Source organism: Desulfosarcina sp. BuS5 (genome assembly GCF_028752835.1).
GTDB lineage: Bacteria > Desulfobacterota > Desulfobacteria > Desulfobacterales > BuS5 > BuS5.
Map to the genome: position 1 here is coordinate 1,530,829 of NZ_CP087952.1, position 16,993 is coordinate 1,547,821.

At 44.8% G+C, this 16,993-nt stretch carries 17 protein-coding genes and 2 pseudogenes; 12 read left to right on the plus strand and 7 right to left on the minus strand.

All coding sequences use genetic code 11. The features are described 5' to 3' along the window. Positions 1 to 30: 30 nt before the first annotated feature. Positions 31 to 1,935 (minus strand): molecular chaperone DnaK, encoded by a 1,905-nt coding sequence (gene dnaK, locus BuS5_RS07635; RefSeq protein ID WP_027354635.1) that lies wholly within the window; start codon positions 1,933 to 1,935, stop codon positions 31 to 33. Positions 1,936 to 2,452: 517 nt separating this feature from the next. Here dnaK and BuS5_RS07640 point away from each other — a divergent pair. The 5 genes from BuS5_RS07640 (at position 2,453) to BuS5_RS07660 (ending at position 5,444) form a co-directional block, all read left to right on the plus strand. Continuing rightward, a complete protein-coding gene (locus tag BuS5_RS07640; RefSeq protein ID WP_027354634.1) occupies positions 2,453 to 3,067 on the plus strand; it encodes a hypothetical protein in 615 nt (204 codons plus the stop codon). A gap of 62 nt (positions 3,068 to 3,129) precedes the next feature. Continuing rightward, a complete protein-coding gene (locus BuS5_RS07645; protein WP_027354633.1) occupies positions 3,130 to 4,107 on the plus strand; it encodes a zinc metalloprotease HtpX in 978 nt (325 codons plus the stop codon). Between the two features lie 38 nt (positions 4,108 to 4,145). Continuing rightward, positions 4,146 to 4,352, plus strand: coding sequence for a hypothetical protein (locus tag BuS5_RS07650; protein WP_027354632.1), 207 nt, complete (start codon positions 4,146 to 4,148; stop codon positions 4,350 to 4,352). 20 nt (positions 4,353 to 4,372) lie between these two features. Further along, complete coding sequence (locus tag BuS5_RS07655; protein ID WP_027354631.1) at positions 4,373 to 4,924, plus strand: hypothetical protein; 552 nt, start codon at positions 4,373 to 4,375, stop codon at positions 4,922 to 4,924. A 271-nt stretch (positions 4,925 to 5,195) separates the two neighbouring features. Then, positions 5,196 to 5,444: a hypothetical protein gene (locus BuS5_RS07660; RefSeq protein ID WP_274428134.1), complete on the plus strand. Its 249-nt coding sequence runs from the start codon at positions 5,196 to 5,198 to the stop codon at positions 5,442 to 5,444. 368 nt (positions 5,445 to 5,812) lie between these two features. On the opposite strand, the pseudogene BuS5_RS07665 reads toward BuS5_RS07660, so the two are convergent. Then, positions 5,813 to 6,431 (minus strand): annotated as a pseudogene (locus tag BuS5_RS07665) (IS66 family transposase); the annotation flags it as partial. Positions 6,432 to 7,172: 741 nt separating this feature from the next. Between BuS5_RS07665 and ltrA the strand changes: the two are divergent. Then, positions 7,173 to 8,546: a group II intron reverse transcriptase/maturase gene (ltrA, locus tag BuS5_RS07670; RefSeq protein WP_036019348.1), complete on the plus strand. Its 1,374-nt coding sequence runs from the start codon at positions 7,173 to 7,175 to the stop codon at positions 8,544 to 8,546. A gap of 154 nt (positions 8,547 to 8,700) precedes the next feature. Here the strand turns inward: ltrA and BuS5_RS07675 are convergent. Both BuS5_RS07675 and BuS5_RS07680 read right to left on the minus strand, forming a co-directional pair. Beyond that, positions 8,701 to 9,534 (minus strand): annotated as a pseudogene (locus tag BuS5_RS07675) (IS66 family transposase); the annotation flags it as partial. Beyond that, positions 9,524 to 10,402: a DUF4338 domain-containing protein gene (locus tag BuS5_RS07680; RefSeq protein ID WP_274427795.1), complete on the minus strand. Its 879-nt coding sequence runs from the start codon at positions 10,400 to 10,402 to the stop codon at positions 9,524 to 9,526. The gene BuS5_RS07680 and the pseudogene BuS5_RS07675, both read right to left, overlap by 11 nt. Positions 10,403 to 10,625: 223 nt before the next feature. On the opposite strand from BuS5_RS07680, the gene BuS5_RS07685 reads away from it, so the two are divergent. After that, a complete protein-coding gene (locus BuS5_RS07685; protein ID WP_274428135.1) occupies positions 10,626 to 10,925 on the plus strand; it encodes a hypothetical protein in 300 nt (99 codons plus the stop codon). 295 nt (positions 10,926 to 11,220) lie between these two features. Here BuS5_RS07685 and BuS5_RS07690 read toward each other — a convergent pair whose 3' ends face one another. The 3 genes from BuS5_RS07690 to BuS5_RS07700 form a co-directional block, all read right to left on the minus strand. Beyond that, a complete protein-coding gene (locus BuS5_RS07690) occupies positions 11,221 to 12,585 on the minus strand; it encodes an ATP-binding protein (RefSeq protein WP_027354702.1) in 1,365 nt (454 codons plus the stop codon). A gap of 176 nt (positions 12,586 to 12,761) precedes the next feature. Continuing rightward, positions 12,762 to 13,127, minus strand: coding sequence for a type II toxin-antitoxin system PemK/MazF family toxin (locus BuS5_RS07695; RefSeq protein WP_027354701.1), 366 nt, complete (start codon positions 13,125 to 13,127; stop codon positions 12,762 to 12,764). Further along, the gene (locus BuS5_RS07700) at positions 13,114 to 13,356 is read right to left on the minus strand and encodes a crotonobetainyl-CoA--carnitine CoA-transferase (protein WP_027354700.1); all 243 of its coding nucleotides are present in this window, start codon (positions 13,354 to 13,356) and stop codon (positions 13,114 to 13,116) included. The genes BuS5_RS07695 and BuS5_RS07700 overlap by 14 nt, the downstream gene beginning before the upstream one ends. Positions 13,357 to 13,786: 430 nt before the next feature. Between BuS5_RS07700 and BuS5_RS07705 the strand changes: the two genes are divergently transcribed. The 5 genes from BuS5_RS07705 (at position 13,787) to BuS5_RS07725 (ending at position 16,629) form a co-directional block, all read left to right on the plus strand. Beyond that, positions 13,787 to 14,260 carry a P-type ATPase gene (locus tag BuS5_RS07705; protein WP_027354698.1) on the plus strand — a complete coding sequence of 158 codons (474 nt, stop codon included), beginning with the start codon at positions 13,787 to 13,789 and terminating at the stop codon, positions 14,258 to 14,260. Then, positions 14,208 to 14,630: a MarR family winged helix-turn-helix transcriptional regulator gene (locus BuS5_RS07710; protein WP_027354697.1), complete on the plus strand. Its 423-nt coding sequence runs from the start codon at positions 14,208 to 14,210 to the stop codon at positions 14,628 to 14,630. The genes BuS5_RS07705 and BuS5_RS07710 overlap by 53 nt, the downstream gene beginning before the upstream one ends. A gap of 36 nt (positions 14,631 to 14,666) precedes the next feature. Further along, positions 14,667 to 14,864 carry a hypothetical protein gene (locus BuS5_RS07715; protein WP_232223109.1) on the plus strand — a complete coding sequence of 66 codons (198 nt, stop codon included), beginning with the start codon at positions 14,667 to 14,669 and terminating at the stop codon, positions 14,862 to 14,864. A 9-nt stretch (positions 14,865 to 14,873) separates the two neighbouring features. Next, entirely contained in the window at positions 14,874 to 15,809 is a 936-nt protein-coding gene (locus BuS5_RS07720; RefSeq protein ID WP_232223108.1) for an SO_0444 family Cu/Zn efflux transporter, read from the plus strand. A 511-nt stretch (positions 15,810 to 16,320) separates the two neighbouring features. Next, entirely contained in the window at positions 16,321 to 16,629 is a 309-nt protein-coding gene (locus tag BuS5_RS07725; protein ID WP_027354696.1) for a hypothetical protein, read from the plus strand. Positions 16,630 to 16,993 lie beyond the last annotated feature (364 nt).

The window sequence follows — 16,993 nt, forward strand, 5'->3', positions numbered from 1 at the left end:
CGCTATGGGGCGGCTGCAATAGCTTTAAAATCAGCTTCGCTCGGTGAATTCGGCATCCACCACATCATCATCGCTACTTGCACCGTCAGCCCGGCCGCCGCCTTCTGAAGGCTGCCCGGCAGCGCTGCCTTGCTGTTGATATGCCGCTGCTCCGACCATGCTCAACGCCTGCTGCAGGTCGCTGGCGATCTGGATGTAACGCTGCTTGTCTGTATTTTCGTTTTTAACCGCTTCCCTGGCATCGGAGACGAGCTGTTCGCACCGTGATCTTTCATGCACCGGCACCTTGTCACCCATATCGGCCATCAACCGCTCCAGCTGATTGGCCAGGCTGTCGGTTTTGTTTCGGGCATCGATGGTTTCACGCCGCTGTTTGTCTGAGGCGGCATGCTGCTCGGCCTCCCTGACCATGCGATCCGCTTCATTTTTGTCCAGATTGGTTGATTCAGTGATGGTCACGGTCTGGGATTTACCCGTAGTTTCGTCCTTGGCGGTCACATTGAGAATGCCGTTGGCGTCGATATCAAAAGACACTTTGATCTGGGCAACACCACGCGGCGCAGGGGCGATGTCTTCGAGGCGGAAACGTCCCAGCACGCGGTTGTCCGACGCCATTTCGCGTTCACCCTGCAGGACGACGATATCCACCGCGGTCTGGTTGTCGTCGGCGGTGGAAAAGACCTCTTCCCGCCGGCAGGGGATGGTGGTGTTGCGATCGATCAGCTTGGTCATTACGCCGCCAAGGGTCTCGACACCCAGGGACAACGGGGTAACATCCAGCAGGACTACATCCTCCATCTCGCCCTTGATGACCGCAGCCTGTATGGCGGCCCCAACGGCAACCACTTCGTCGGGATTCACGCTCATGTTGGGCTGCTTTCCACCGGTAAGCTTCTTGACCAACTCCTGAACAGCCGGTACGCGGGTGGACCCACCCACCAGAATCAGTTCGTCGATGTCATTGGCCGTCAGTTTTGCGTCCGCCAATGCTTGCTCGATGGGTTTCATGCATCGTTGAACCAGATCGTGGATCAAACTCTCAAACTTTGCTCGTGTGATCTTCTGGGTCAGGTGTTTGGGACCGGTCGCATCCGCCGTGATAAACGGCAGGTTGATTTCCGTCTCCACCGCCGAGGAAAGCTCGCACTTGGCCTTTTCCGCAGCCTCATACAAACGTTGAAGGGCCTGCCGATCCTTGCGCAGGTCAATACCGTTTTCTTTCTTGAATTCGTCGGCCACCCAGTCCACGATGCGTTTGTCAAAGTCATCGCCGCCAAGATGGGTATCGCCGGAGGTGGAGCGAACCTCACACACGCCGTCGCCCACATCCAGAACCGATACGTCGAACGTACCGCCGCCAAGGTCGAATACCAGCACAGTTTCATTTTTCTTCTTTTCGAGCCCGTATGCCAACGCCGCCGCCGTGGGTTCATTGATGATGCGCAACACTTTGAGTCCCGCGATTTCGCCGGCGGTCTTGGTGGCCTGGCGCTGGGCGTCATTGAAGTAAGCCGGGACGGTGATGACCGCCTCGGTGACCTTCTCTCCCAAGTGGCTGGAGGCGTCGGTTACCAGTTTGCGCAGCACTTGGGCGGAGACTTCCTCCGGGGCGACCTTTTTACCGCGTACGTCAAAACGGACCGCATCGCTGCTGTCTTTAACCACTTTGTAGGATACGATTTTAGACTCTTCATCCACCTCGCCCCACCTGCGGCCGACAAACCGCTTGGCCGAGTAGATGGTCGAATCCGGATTCATCACCGCCTGCCGCTGGGCTATTTTGCCCACCAGTCGCTGTCCATCTTCAGTGTACGCCACGACCGATGGTGTGGTGCGAGATCCCTCACTGTTGGGGATCACCGCCGATTTGTCACCTTCCCAAACTGCGACGACCGAATTGGTCGTTCCCAAGTCTATTCCGATTGCTTTAGCCATAGTTCGTTCCCTCCTTCGGGTGGATTGTGTTTTCTAAAAATTATGGCATGTTCAATTTTTGTCAACAATAATCAGCAATTCTAATTTTGGAAGGTTGTGGCACATCATATTGTAGCAACGCTATGCTTCATAATCTATATATAGATAAAAATATGCCATAATTAGAATTGCTGAACAATAATAACATTACTTTTTTAATTTATGGCGTTATGTAATGAATCGGCGCTTGTTTTTTGTGCGCTTAGTCCTAAAAAAGGTCGCAGGCATATCAAAAACTAAGAATTTACAAAAATATCAATTTATTAAATGTTATCCTGCAAATTATACACATAGGAATCAGATATTATTTTTTTAATGTGGGTTGCCGCATGCAAAGCAAGCATTCTTCAAATTATCGCAATATGATAAGGTGGGCCTGCTAAAACAGGTGGTGATATTGAAATTGACAAGTATTGTAATAATTCATATTATTACTTTACCTTTTATTAGTCAATTATTTTCCTTTGAGGGGTTCAGGATGTCCGAGAACACCAAGTCGAGAAGCAATCGTTCTTTACTCCTGAAAGACGCTTCAGAGCTGATGGAGCAAAAATCAGTCCGTGCAACCTTTCGAATTTCGCCGGAGTTCATCGAGGCGCTCAGTATTCTTTCGGGTCGTTTGGGGCTCAAGCAGAAATCCTTGTTTGATTACCTACTGGAGGATTCTGATTCTCTGATCGCCATTGCCCATTCAAATCCACGAGAAAATGTCGAAAAGAAAAGTCGAATCCAAAAGACGTTTGTGATCAGCAAAAAGTCCCTGTCATCTCTTGAAGATTTATTAAGTAAGGTGGAGGCATCGAGGGATGACCTGGTCGAGTATGCCATCCAGCGTCTCTTGCCCATCCTTTTAAAGGAGTGCAGCCAGCAGAAAAATCGTGAAATGGCGCTGACCCAAATCGCCCAACATTTTGAGCAGTCCCAAGAATTGATGCATGAAATTGCAAAATCGATAGGCAAAGACGATCCACTTTACGAATATTTTTGGGAAGTTATTGAGGTATACCGAAATGCATTCGATAAAATGGAAAACCTGGTACAACAGGGGAAACGGATCTCAAAACTGCGGATGGAAAAATTTAAACTGGAATAACAGTGCAATGAAATCGAACCGCTGTTGACAACGGGAAAAATTTTCGGATTGGGAATTTATATATGCATGATGATTTTTACCAAATAAATACATTGAAGCACAAAATCGTCAACTGGTTGCACTCGCTGATGCTTTTGGCCGGCATGGCATTGCTGCTGGGCCTGCTGGGCTGGATTTTCGCAGGTCCTTCGGGAATACGCTGGGCCGTTATTATCACCGTCATAAGCATGATCATTAGCCCACACCTGTCACCGAAGGTCATCTTGCGTTGGTACGCCGCCAAGCCCCTGATCCCACACCAGGCGCCGGATCTGTATACCGCGTTGCAGGAACTTACCCAACGGGCGGGTCTGCCGAGGCTCCCGGTTATTTATTACGTGCCGACAAAAATGCTCAACGCTTTTACCACCGGCAGCCGCGATGACGCCGCCATCGCCCTAACGGACGGTTTGCTGAACACGCTGAGCATGCGTGAGGTGAATGCCGTTATGGCTCACGAGGTCGCCCACCTTAAAAATAACGACTTATGGATCATGAATCTGTCGGACACCATCAGCCGGGTAACGTCTTTCTTTTCGATGTCCGGACAATTTTTACTGTTTTTAAATCTGCCGCTTTTATTGGCATCGGGCCATCATGTCTCCTGGGTCGGCATTCTGGTGCTGATCTTTGCACCGACACTGGTTGTACTACTTCAATTGGCGCTTTCCCGCACACGTGAATTCGATGCGGATTTGGACGCCGCCTTGCTGACAGGCGATCCGGAAGGTCTGGCCTCGGCGCTGGCCAAGATGGAACGCTATCAAGGGGGATGGCTGACACGTATGCTTTTCCCTGGGTATCGCGAGAGACAGCCCTCCATTTTGCGAACCCACCCCCAAACCAAGGAGCGGCTTGATCGCCTTTTGGCCCTTTCACCTGGTAAACTTGAGCCATTGGACAAGGAGAATGCGTTTGGAAACGGCACCTTCCCTTTTACTACGGCACCGGTCCCGATTCGAAAAAACCCCAGATGGCGTTTTGGTGGGATTTGGTATTAAGAAGGAAAACTGGTTTGTTGATGGATAGGAGATTGCAGATGAAATACAAACAGGCATTCAGATGTGGACATTGTGGAAAAGAAAACGAGTTGACGCTAAACCTCATCTTGCAACCCAAGGAAAAATCTACATCGTTAATATTCACCATTACAGGAGACGGGATACCCTCCTCTTATTCCGACTATCGGAAACAAGTTTGTGCGAAAGGCTTCGGCAATGAAGCAGATATTTGGTTGGATATCTAACCTGATTTGGGACTAAAGAGATGGCTAAGGCGATCAATTCGAAAGATAAGAAGCATAGGAAAAATGCAGAGCGTGGATTGAAAAGCGCTTCGATGGACGAAATAAACTCGTCCATGATTCGTCACGCCCAACAGGTGGCTGAGGAAATCGGAGCCAACGCGGTGCTGGTGTATGTGGATGAAATTAAATCTAAGGATAACTTAGAATCTTTGCTTCAGGAAAGTCAATGCATCTTGGCAGCACGAGACAAGAATGTTCTGGAAGAATTGAAGATGCTTAAATGCGACAATAACAGGATTATCCAAGTTCCTTATATGAAGCTCAACCGCCACAGTCAGGTCAAGGTTGCCGCCATGATCGCCATATCTCAAGCCTTGATCCATCGCAAGGAACGTATTGTCTGCTTGTCCGGATCTCCCGAGTACGGCATTTTGGACAACTTGTCAGTTCTCGATCTTGAAAGAGAATTCGAGCTCTTTTCTTCAAGCAGCTTGGATATTGCTGATCAAATGGAAAAACCGGAGGTATTTGAACGGTTGTTAACTGGGGTGTCTAAAAAGGTAACATGTTGATTTGATAATATTTTTTAGACAAATTTCACAAAAAATTAACGGGATATGGTACTTATTTATAAAAAAATTAAATGAAAACAACGAGTTATATTTATATTATTGTTGAAAAAAATAGACGTTCGGTCAACTATTGAAAATGTTGTATGTATTTAATTTTATTGGCTTAAATGATATTTTACTTTAAACAGTATAAAGGCCTTTTGAAACATACCAATATCAGTTTTTCCTCACTTTTTGGACCCCTTAAATTTTGCTTAAAAGCTTTACTAGAATGAGCCTTGCAAGCAATTTTCTTGGGTCCATTTTTGAGCAACTATGTCTGTCGATTTGGACACCCCAGTTGTTAACGATAGTTTTAGAGTTGGCAGTGGAAGGCAAGGAGGGCAAACCACTCGGCACCGTGTTCGTCCTTGGTGATCATGAACAAGTGTTGAGCATGTCGAGCCAGATGGTGATCAATCCGTTCACGGCGGTTCCGGAGGAGGAAAGAAACATTCTCGGTAACCGTTCACGGGTATAAATGCCCCCTTTAAATATTGGAATGGCAGGAAATGGTTGGGCCTATGAATAAACGGTATATAGTATCGCTGTCTTCAAGGATGAAAAAATTTTAGGGATATACTACTACGCCTACCGATTCATCTTTGATGAGGATGTTGGATTATAAAGAGACAAAAAAAGAAATTCTTGCATTTGATCACTACTTAGGAAATCTCGTTCTCATTTCATGATCAGTGTAAGAATAAGCGCATCACCTATGATTGTCCTCTGCGAAATATACACGGAATATTCGAAATCAGTGGCCAGTCGATCACGCAGTGGCGGAATGTCAAATCAACTCCAGGTTTTTTAATAGACTGATTCCGAGGGATTCCTATCGTAAATTCACTATGAGGTATCAGGTATAAGGGATGGGGCGGGATCATTCTTGAAGTACGCCTTAACTGCTTCCAATATAAAATTGAATGCTGATCGGCCTTGTAATGCGCATGTTGCAATTACAGTCCATAACCGTTCGCAACTTTTTCGTCCTTTGATACTGCGTGTACCGTGAGTTACGTAACGATCTATTACGATAAATCGGATTGCCTGTTCTGCCACATTGTTGGTAGGGCCTATTTCGGGAGTTGTGATAAATTCAAAATATTCTTTACCATGCTTGCGGAATCGGTTGGCCATATTTTTGGCTTCCCGTTTTTCTTCTTTACCGTCTTTATTCAGTCGACTCGGAACATCCTCCAAGGCTGCTGTAATAATTCTTGCCTTAGCCTTTTCAAGAGCATTGGTGAAGTCTTCCGGGATTATATTGTCACGATCATGAATAACCTTGAACATATTTCGGACTTCATCCAGAAGTTTTTCGCCATATGCTTTTGTTTCTTTATCTGGCAAAGTTGTTAAAAACCGGATGTCCCGAATCAAGTGGGCGATACAAAACTGTATAGTAACGTTAAAATCCTTCATATACTTGCTGATACGCCGAAAAATAATCACAACCCAGTACTCCTCGTGCCAAGATAAATCCGAATCGTTGGGATAAGACACAAGGTCTTTGAAACTCGATATTGTTACCAAGTGGGTGCTCGGGAAACGGTTTGTTTCCTTCATCTCTGCAGGGCTTGCTCTGGCATTGATGTTAAGATAGTCCCACCTGACTAAAGACTAACCAGCAGGTCAGTAGCGAAGTCCACAGGTAAACCCGGTAACGGGAGTCTGGAGCTGGACGGAGCAAGATTGCAGGCTCTGTATTGAGCCCCGAAAAATGTATGGTTGTGGTCATTGTGATAATCCTGCTTGCAGGAAAAAGCCGACGCTTTGGAGACAGCGGAAGGCAGCAGTCCTGAATATGCTAAGGCAAGTATTCAGGACACCACCGGGGTCTTAGACCAGGGCATGTACTCAAAGGGGTAGCTCGGGAACTTGGGAGACCCGGATGTTTCCTTGGGTAAAAAGAACGGTAACAGGAAATCCAGCGCAAGCGAAATCCCGGCGTTGCATAGGAATGTCCCGCCTTGCAACGAGTCTGCCATTGGCAGAAACACAAACATTAAAAGATGGGCGATACAAGGTATCAGGGGAGGATAGCGAAGAGCGAACGAACCTGAGATAAACATTCGGAAGTCTTAGCAGATCATAGTACCGATGATTAAGAATTGAACTATCTTGATCGGAAAGGTGGGGAAGTGATGCCCAAGCGACCCACTGCAGGGAAGGTGAAGCAGGGTATAACGTTTTTTTGGCAGGAATTATGGGAGATACACAGATGTCACAAACCATATCAACAAAAAGCCGAGAAATTGCAAGAACGGTCGCTTGCAATTCCAGACCGATAGAATGGGGACAACCACCGGTGTTAACAGGTGGGTCATCCCTTATCAAAATCGAGCTGCTTGCTCAAAGTAATCCTGAACTGGTATTTACATCAGTAGTCCATCGGATAGACTTTGATTTACTGAAACAATCCTTTCGTAAAATTCGGAAAAGCAAATCTGCAGGAGTGGACAAGGTTACGGCAAAGGAGTATGCCGAAAATCTTGATCAAAACCTCTATAATCTGTATGAACGACTGCGGAGAGGACAGTACGTTGCGTCTCCTGTAAAGCGTATCTGGATAGACAAGGAAGGAGGGAAAAAGCGTCCAATTGGCATACCTGTACTTGAGGATAAAATTGTCCAGAAAGCAGCAGCAGCCATATTGAATGTCATATTTGACAGGAATTTTTACAATTTTTCCCATGCATTCAGAAAAGGTCGGAGCCAACACATGGCAATCAAAGATTTACGTGAGCAATGCTTGAAGCAGAATATCAGCTGGATAGTAAGCGCAGATATTACAGGACTATTTGACAATATTAATCACGAGTTACTTAAAGACATGATACGTCGGAGAGTAAGTGACGGCGGAATGATTCGCCTGATAGGGAAGTGGTTGAATGCAGGCGTAATGGAGGAAGGCAACCTGACGTACTCTGAAACGGGCACTCCACAGGGAGGAGTAATTTCCCCTGTGCTCAGTAATATCTTTCTTCATTATGTTTTAGATGACTGGTACGTGAAAGAAGTGATCCCCCGGATGAAAGGGAGATGCTCCATCATACGCTGGGCGGATGATTTCATCCTCGGGTTCGAGTATGAAAAAGACGCATTGCGTGTCATGGATGTATTACCCAGGCGGTTCGAACAGTTCGAGCTGTCACTTCACCCGGAAAAGACAAAACTGATTCGATTTTCCAAACGCATTAGCGGAAAGGGAAACGGGACGTTTGATTTTTTAGGGTTTACATTTTACTGGTCAAAATCATTAAAAGGGTACATGGTAATAAAGAAAAAGACGGCAAGAAAGCGTTCAAGCCGTTTTATGAAGAGAATATGGATATGGTGCAAGGATAACCGTCATAAGCCAATGGCCGAGCAGTATGAGATTCTTTGCAGTAAACTGCGAGGTTTTTACCAGTACTTTGGAGTAATAAGTAACTACAAAGTGCTGGAAGTTGTGTTTGAATATACTGAGAAAGCATGGCGTCGATGGTTAAGCCGAAGAAGTCACAAGGGCGAAGTAATGTTCGAGGACTTGCGCACAACATACCCACTGCCATTACCCAGAATAGTCCATAATATTTGATGCCGTAAGGGCTGCAAAGTTATACGCCAAACGGGGTGTCGCCTGTTTGGTTGATAATCCGGTAAAAAGGATTTGAACCGAGGAACCGTATGAGGGAAATCTTCACGTACGGGTCTGTAGGGGGGGCGTCGGGTAACCGATGCTCCTACCTGGAGTTGAACTCTTTACCCAAAACATCAATTAAAATTTTTGATCCACGGGACTTGTCGATTTTGAACAGCACATACATTTCAGCCTTGAAAACCCATGTCCAAAACTTGTCTTTGTTTTCCTTATGGCCGGTTTCATCGACATTTACTGCTTCCTCGAAAGGTAAACGATTGAGCAATTCACTGTATGGCGCTTCCAGGGACTGACTTACTTTTTCAATTACTTTTCGCAGATATCCACGGGAAACATTTTCTCCAAGGACGTCTCGGATAAATTTTCTGATTGTGGAAAACGATGCATGACAGACATTTTTCATATAGGCAACCAAGGCTGTCAAGCGCTCTTTGAAGAGCCCTTCCTTGACTATATTAGCAGGAAAAGGCATGTAATGAATTTGCTGACATTTCTCGCACCATACCGGATACGAACGATGTTCTTCTTTGATTATCGGCAGCTCCGGCAGTTCCATTTGTTGGATAATACGAGGAGGCGCATCAATTATATGAACTTCCCCATCGCATACAGGGCAAACAGTTAGTATGTATGGATGAGTTTTGTTTATCTCATCCTCGGTGAAGGGAGTACGAAGATGCCTCTCATGTCCGGGTTGGCCTCCGATCTTACGATTTCCTTCTTTTTGATTTTTTGGCTTTGTGATCTCATCAGAAGAAGGGCGTTTGCTGGAATTAGATGAGTTTTTTGAAAGCTTGGCAACCTTGACCTCCAAAGCCTTTATCTGCTCTTCCTGAAATTCAATAGTATTGCTTAAATCACACAGGATTTTGACCGTAACTTTCAGCCCGGCATTATACAAAGCCAATGCTTCATCATGCGTCATGACATAACTCCCTGCGAAAGTTTTTAGTCAAGGGATAAACATAAACAGCCTTTTTGGAAAGTAGTGGTTGCTTTGATTTGCTGAGCTTGCCCTGACCGGTTGTCTGCCCCACACAGATCCAATTATCCGCTTTATAACAGGTACCGCGGTAGCGCTCTGTGTCAACAAAGGTTTCAAGCAGATAAACCGGATGATGATATAAAGTTTTCCAATCTTGTAACAAGCGATGACGGTTCAATGCCAATAAATATGATGCCAAACAAGGGACTTGAACCCATGGCAGGATCAAAAAACGGAGATTGTTGGCGATTAGATGAAGATTGTTCTCTCTAATCTTTTTGCTCCAGCCAATGAAACGATCTCGTGCTCCAATATACCATGGCGCTGACCCCCATGCCAAACACGCAATAGGGCGATTATGAGAAAATGCAATATATTTGAGATGCTCCCCAACTGGTTGAGTATAACCAAGATAATGGTACTCACTTACAAGACCATTGAATATCTTCTCAAAAGAAGTTCTGCGAACCTGGTCAAGTTTTATAGGAAACAGGTCTTCGACAGAACAATGAACAGGAGTTTTATCGACTATTACCCAGGATGTTTTTTTTCGCTTTGCAAGAGGGTTGGGAGGGGTACATTTTCGGGCAGGCAGTTTAATAAAACCCTTTGATTCCAAAAGAAGCAGCAGGCTTCGGCAGATCATATCTTTAAGAACACCATTAGACTGTCTCCAGTTCCATTCCCTGCAGACTTCTTGAGAAATGAAGCGTCTGCTTTTGTCAGGATGTGATTCAATAATCCGCCTGACGGTCGCTATATTTTGCCTGGTGACTGATCGCCTCCGATATGTTATGACTGATTCCATTCCTGACACTATAAACCATCAGGCACTGGAACGCAAAATTTTTCTTAAAAAAATTTGCGGTTAGATATTAAATTTTAAACTCAAAACGATTATTGCCCGTGAACGGTTACAAATATTTGAATATATAGGGAATAATAATTTTTTTCAATCAGCAATTTTGAATTATTGACGGCATTTTGTTATGGTCTACGCAAATTTTACTGAAAATATTGAAGGTGCCTGAATGACATATGATAAGTTGACCGTGAGCTCCGCTGCGCTACGCACACGGTCAACTTATCGCCGGCTGTCGAGTTCCTCGAACGTCCTTGACAGGTTCCGCTCACGCTCCACCTATCAAGGGCGTTCGAGCCGACTGCGATTCTCGACACTGAATGAAAAAAAACCGCCTTTTTCATTCAGTGCCTGCGATTCTCGCGGCTCAACAGCCGGCGATAGATTGCAAGCAAAAATAATCCCTGGCAAACATTGTAGCTTTTGTGGAAACGATTCTGTTCCTTTAATAAAAACAAAAATGTTGTGACCAATGGATTTGCTGTGACACTTCTTTTGCATCTATAAAAGGTGGAGATTATTGCCAATATCATCACGAGCACGAGGGTCTCTGCCATTTTCATTACAATAACAGCCATTCAGGGATATGGCAGGAGTGCAAAGAATGCCGGGATTTGGTTGGGGAAGATAATTTTAATGCTGCATTTCATGACCCCAACAATGTGCCAAGATATTAATCGCACTCATGATAGGGCCAAAAGTTGAGCAAAAAAAGTAACCACAAAACTGAGTTTTTGGACACCCCACCATAGATCCCAACACAGTTACATGCTGTCAAGAATTCTTTGCAGTTCCTCAACCATGTAAAGGGGAAGAGAGAATAATCTGAATGTGCCGGACGCTCCCGGCAAAGAAAAATTTGCATTATGGAGGGCCGGCAGGTCGGCATTGAAGCGGACTCCCAATTTAACTCCCTTTTCTTTGATAAATACCTGCAAAGATTTCAGGGTCCCGGTTTTTCCCGCCTTCACCTCCACCGGAAAGATCATGCTGCGGAAAGCCTGGACATAATCAACCTCGGATGATGCCTGCCGTTTTTCCCGGCACCAGTAAAAAAGTTCCGGCTCTTCATAATATTGCCGGGCGTAGAGAAGATGCTGGCCAATAAACTGCTCACTGATAGGACCGGAATTAACCAGCTTAACTTTATCCGCGCTTGCAATATCAGCATAGCTCATCCCGCAGGCTGCTGTGAGCAGCCCAACATCCAGGAATAACGGCTTTTGCACCTTTTCGTTGCTTTCAGCCCTTAACGGCACCCCGTTTGCCCCGCTATGGTAAACCGGCGCGTATACCCTGGCCAGGGCCAGTAGATGCAATGATTTTTTCAGTTCGGAACTTTTTTCGTTTCGGTCCAGGTTGACGTATTTAAGCTTTTGTCCCACCTGCATGGGCAGTTTTTGAAAAACTCTCTGGAGTCGGATATGCTTGACACGTTTACCATATTTACTGAAATCATCTCGGTAGGTGAGAAGTATTGAATGCTTAATGGTATCCACATCAAGCATGGAGCCGCTATCCTGATATGCCTGAATAGCTTCCGGCATACCGCCAACAGCACAATAAATCTTGAACATCTTCATGAGCTCAGTATGGATAACCGACGGGAATTTATCATGAATCTGGAACTGCTCAATGAATTCTTTCAGTTGCTCTCTGCCGGTTCCGGTCAGAAACTCTTTAAAGGTCATCGGCCCAAGGTGCAGGTATTCTATTCTTCCCACCGGCATTGAAAATGTATGTTCTTCCAGGACAAATTCCAGCAGAGAACCTGCGGCAATGACATGCAGCCTGGGCATCAATTCATAAAAATAGCGCAGGGATGCCAGAATTTGCGGTGTGGCCTGGATTTCATCAAGAAAAAGAAGGGTCTTGCCGGGCGTTATTCTCCGGGAAGTTTTTAACTCAAGCAGTGTAATAATCTGGTTGGGATCTTTTGAGGTGAAACAGTCAGCATAATCATCACTAAGCTCAAGGTTGATTTCCATGAGATCTAATCCTGCTTCTTTGGCAAATATGCGAACAAGATATGATTTGCCCACCTGACGTGCTCCTCTGATGACGAGCGGTTTTCTTATTTTTTTGTCTTTCCAGTTTTCGAGATATTGCAACGCGGATCTTTTCAGCATAGCGGTCCCCTTTTTAGTTTATTTGTAAGGGTATAAATAGACTAAAGATATTGTTTTGTAAAGGTATATTTTGTACGGAAGCATGTTGCGTTGCAGCTTTTTTGAAGGGAGGAGCAATTGTATGTTTACGCTTTATCACAGGTGGCTATTGTTGAAATGAAAACCAGCCAACATTCCTAATCATCCAACTCGCAATGTTCCGGCTCAATATCAAGAATCAGGGCAATTGACTTTTTTACAAGGCTGATTTCATCGTTTGAGATGTTTCCGATCTTTTCCGCAAATCTCCTGTGGCTGATGGCTCTGATCTGAAAACAGTCAACTACAGATTTTTTTTGAAGGCCATTGTTTGTACAAGGTTCCAGAGAAACGAAAAAAGGATTTTCCTTCCAATACGGGTTCCAGGCAGTGACAGGTAAAATAATGGCAAGCTTGAGATGCTTGTCATGACCACCGTTCAAGACGAGTACAGGCCGTCTTTTCTTAATTTCATCCCCGATAGCTGGATCAAGACTTACCCAATAGATATCACCGGCTTTCAAAATCTTCCCCTTCTATCGATTCAAAAAGGTTATCATATTGTGCCCTGCCGATCATCTCCATGGCTTCCATCCTCTTAAATTCCCGAAGCCTTTTGCGGTCTTCTTTAACCTTGGCGTTGATAGCCTCTCGCATATATTCACTAAGGCTTCTGTAGCGAAAGCCCTTATACGTTTTCTTGATGAAATTATGATCTTTTGCGTCAATCTGCACTTTGGTCTGAACCAGCATATCACCCTCCCATTTTTTGTTTATTCTGCCATATTTTTTACCCCAATATCAAGGACAAAATTAAGGGTCACTTTAAGGGTACATGACTTTGCCAAATCTTTCGGGACAGCTTTAAAAAATAGCAGGAAAAAGTTTTTTAATAATAGCTTGATTTTCAAATTATTTTATATTCAAATAGCTTGAGATTCAAACAAAGGTGATTTCCGCAATTTTTAAGCAATAAAACCTTTCTAATAAGGAGGTAAGGCATGATCGGTCGTTTTTCCCGCCCTGGCGTCTATCGTGAACTGCTGCAACAGGGAGAATTTTTAAGAGTATTTTAGCGGGGATTCTTGCCCTGCTGAGTTTTCTTCTGGATAGAGGAATATATCCTGCGTCGGCAATTACGCATTCATTTAACCTATCTGAAGATACCATAGCCACAATAGCAATGGTCTTTGCCCTGGCATCTGTGACTATAAACGGACTTCCCATAATCTGGGGTGGTATCAAAGGCCTTGTACAGCGCAAACTGAATGTGGATGAACTCGTAAGCCTGGCAATCATAGCATGTCTTGTTCGGGGGAATTTTCTGGAGGCGGCTTTTGTCAGCTTTGTTATGATGTTGGGTGCTTTAATAGAAGAAGCAGCAAGCAGTTCAGCACGAAAGTCGATTCAATCTCTAATTGGTATCGCACCGCAAACAGCCACAGTGCTTATTAATGGCCGGGCGATCACAAAACCGATTAACGAAGTTAAGGTTGGAGAAATCCTTCTGGTTAAACCTGGCGAGCGTATCCCCGTCGATACTGTGGTAAGAAAGGGAAACAGTGCGGTGGACGAATTTTCAATAACGGGTGAAGCGAGGTGTCATGCACCATACCGACATAGAAAAACTTTCTTCAATTTTAATCGAGCTTTATGAAAAGATGTCTTCCTGGGAACATGCCGTGGTTAAGGAAAGCGGTCTAACCCCTGCCCAAATGCATGCCATCGAAATTATGGGCCATCAGGAGAGTCTTCGGATGAAGGAACTGGCCCAAAAGCTGGGTGTCACAACAGGAACTCTCACGGTTATGATCGACCGACTGGAACAAAATGATTTGATATTGCGAAAGCCTCATGAAAACGATCGTCGTTCCATCGTTCTTGTCCTCACGAAAAAGGGTCAAAAATATTTTAAAGAACACCATAAATTGCACCTTGAACTAACCAGTGAAATCACATCTTCATTGAATGAAGATGAAACAAAGCAATTTTACACTTTTATTGAAAAACTTGTCAGTCACTTTTGAATCTATTTACATCTGGAAATAAAAACGGAGAAACTTATGAACGTTTTAGTCACTATTATTTTACAGTCCTGGCATCTATTACTGGAAGCATCGATATATATTCTTTTTGGTATTCTTGTGGGTGGTTTGCTGAAGGTCTTTATCAGTCCGGCAACAGTGGCCGGACATCTGGGAAAGGGACGCTTTACTTCCGTATTTAAGGCGGCTTTGTTCGGAATACCCATCCCTTTATGATCCTGTGGAGTGCTGCCGGCGGCAGCATCACTAAAAAAGCAGGGGGCCAACAACGGCGCTACCACTGCTTTTTTGATATCAACACCGGAATCCGGAGTGGATTCCATAGCCATAACCTATGCTTTGCTTGATCCGCTGATGACAGTGGCCCGACCGGTAGCGGCATTTCTCACCGCTATTGCCGCCGGAATAACTGAAAATCTGTTTCATAGCGCTAACGATAAAGACAAGATAAAGGTGGACTTAAGCTGCCCGATAGATGGGTGTTGTGACGGGATTGACTGTTCGCCGGATGAGCATAAACACCATCATTCCTTTGTTGAAAAATTACAGGCAGGCCTCAAGTTTGCAGTAACCGATATTTGGGGAGATCTTGCAGGATGGTTTTTTACAGGAATCCTTTTGGCCGGTTTGATTACTGCGCTGGTCCCTTCACGTCTTTTTATCCAATATCTCGGGTGTGGTTTTTCTTCCATGCTTATTATGCTGGCCATGGGCATTCCGCTCTATATATGTGCAACAGCCTCAACTCCCATTACGGCAGCATTCATTCTTAAAGGAGTAAGCCCGGGTGCCGCCCTTGTCTTTTTACTGGTCGGACCGGCAACCAATATTACTTCGTTATCGGTTCTTTTCGGACTCCTTGGCAAGAGAGCTACTGCCATCTATCTGCTTACCCTGGCCGTTTTTGCCGTGTTTTGCGGATTGATCCTGGATCAGCTCTATATAGGGTTTGGATTCTCGGCCAGGGCAGTGGCCGGCCAGGCGGCTGAACTCATTCCTTTTTATGGCCAACTGGCAGGTGCCATAATTTTACTCGCATTGTCGGTCAGGCCGATTTGCGATAGGCTAAAGAATTTTTTCAGCAAGGCAAGCCATCATCATGCCCACGGTACAGTCTGCGGCTGTGAGCCCAGCTCACCTTTTCCAATAGATAAAATCTGAAAGACCAACCACCTCGTTAGTGCCCATCCATAAATGGCTATTTCGCCCGGTATCTGCGTTGCTCTAAAATTTTAATCCTCAAAATACTTAATGTATTCCTGCGGTTAAAATTTTAGAGTGCCTTGATCTCGAATGAACCATCCTATTTATGGACGGACACTTGTTAAGTTTTTCAAAGATTCTAAACCATCTTTGTTCAGGTAAAGGGCAAGCTTTTGACTCTTATTGCCTTTTGTCTGCCTTCACCCGTTATCGATCTTTACCTGCGATTCCGGGTTCAAACAAAAAACCTTGACATAGAACTTCCCATTTGTTAAGAGCCCCTAACTTGTTTAGCAAAGCCAAATAAGATTGTCGGCACCAAAAAAATGGTCATGGAAGCGATGGATTGCATTTTCTCAACCATTACAAATAATTTAAAAAAGAAGAAAAAGGGTGAAGGGAATCTGATTTAGCTGAAATAATAAAAGCATGGAGGCAAACGGCTCAAAGCAGTTCTACCAGGGTAGCAATGAGAGCGGCCTGGGCAAGCAGCATACCGGCTACCCAACGAATGGTGCCGGCCTGGGTGGAAAAAAGAAAAAATGTTTTAGCCAGGTTTTTTATGTTCAAAATGAATGGCGATAATAAAGCTGGTTCAATGACTCCGGAAAATGCACTTATAAAGAATGCTCAAGAGCTTCAATGCTGTTCGATGAGCATCACCGGTTGCTGCGTGCCGCAACTTTTCGGGACTGTATCAGCAAGAAAGGAGAAATATGTTTTTGTCACGATTGTCCATACAGGCGCAGGTTCAAGGAAACACTCATTAGCACTATAGAAGCTTTTGAAGAAACTCGCAGGAACTTCAAATCAAAAAAGATTGAAATGTTAAGAAGACATCTGACTGGTATTCTTGCAGAAGAAATTTAACAAGTGTCTATCCATAAATGGTCTTTTCGGAGTCTCGCAGGCTCGCTTACCTGCCCAATCTCTGCGTTATGCGAAAAAAATAATCCTCGGAATATCAACCATATGCCTGCGGTTATTTTTTTCGCATGCCTTGATCTTGAACAAAAATCCTCATTTATGGATGGATACTAACAAATAAATAATTGGAAATACGTGCGGATGTCTTACGGTCTCTCGTCATAATAAAGCTGGAGAAAGTGAAGGCGTAACTTGTATTCGGTTTTGGGTTGCGC

What these genes read in the sequence shown, in the direction of transcription:
- dnaK (WP_027354635.1), bottom strand. Translation starts at nt 1,935, where the DNA reads ATGGCTAAAGCAATCGGAATAGACTTGGGAACGACCAATTCGGTCGTC.
- BuS5_RS07640 (WP_027354634.1), top strand. Translation starts at nt 2,453, where the DNA reads ATGTCCGAGAACACCAAGTCGAGAAGCAATCGTTCTTTACTCCTGAAA.
- BuS5_RS07645 (WP_027354633.1), top strand. Translation starts at nt 3,130, where the DNA reads ATGCATGATGATTTTTACCAAATAAATACATTGAAGCACAAAATCGTC.
- BuS5_RS07650 (WP_027354632.1), top strand. Translation starts at nt 4,146, where the DNA reads ATGAAATACAAACAGGCATTCAGATGTGGACATTGTGGAAAAGAAAAC.
- BuS5_RS07655 (WP_027354631.1), top strand. Translation starts at nt 4,373, where the DNA reads ATGGCTAAGGCGATCAATTCGAAAGATAAGAAGCATAGGAAAAATGCA.
- BuS5_RS07660 (WP_274428134.1), top strand. Translation starts at nt 5,196, where the DNA reads ATGAGCCTTGCAAGCAATTTTCTTGGGTCCATTTTTGAGCAACTATGT.
- ltrA (WP_036019348.1), top strand. Translation starts at nt 7,173, where the DNA reads ATGGGAGATACACAGATGTCACAAACCATATCAACAAAAAGCCGAGAA.
- BuS5_RS07680 (WP_274427795.1), bottom strand. Translation starts at nt 10,402, where the DNA reads ATGGAATCAGTCATAACATATCGGAGGCGATCAGTCACCAGGCAAAAT.
- BuS5_RS07685 (WP_274428135.1), top strand. Translation starts at nt 10,626, where the DNA reads ATGACATATGATAAGTTGACCGTGAGCTCCGCTGCGCTACGCACACGG.
- BuS5_RS07690 (WP_027354702.1), bottom strand. Translation starts at nt 12,585, where the DNA reads ATGCTGAAAAGATCCGCGTTGCAATATCTCGAAAACTGGAAAGACAAA.
- BuS5_RS07700 (WP_027354700.1), bottom strand. Translation starts at nt 13,356, where the DNA reads ATGCTGGTTCAGACCAAAGTGCAGATTGACGCAAAAGATCATAATTTC.
- BuS5_RS07705 (WP_027354698.1), top strand. Translation starts at nt 13,787, where the DNA reads ATGGTCTTTGCCCTGGCATCTGTGACTATAAACGGACTTCCCATAATC.
- BuS5_RS07710 (WP_027354697.1), top strand. Translation starts at nt 14,208, where the DNA reads ATGCACCATACCGACATAGAAAAACTTTCTTCAATTTTAATCGAGCTT.
- BuS5_RS07715 (WP_232223109.1), top strand. Translation starts at nt 14,667, where the DNA reads ATGAACGTTTTAGTCACTATTATTTTACAGTCCTGGCATCTATTACTG.
- BuS5_RS07725 (WP_027354696.1), top strand. Translation starts at nt 16,321, where the DNA reads ATGAGAGCGGCCTGGGCAAGCAGCATACCGGCTACCCAACGAATGGTG.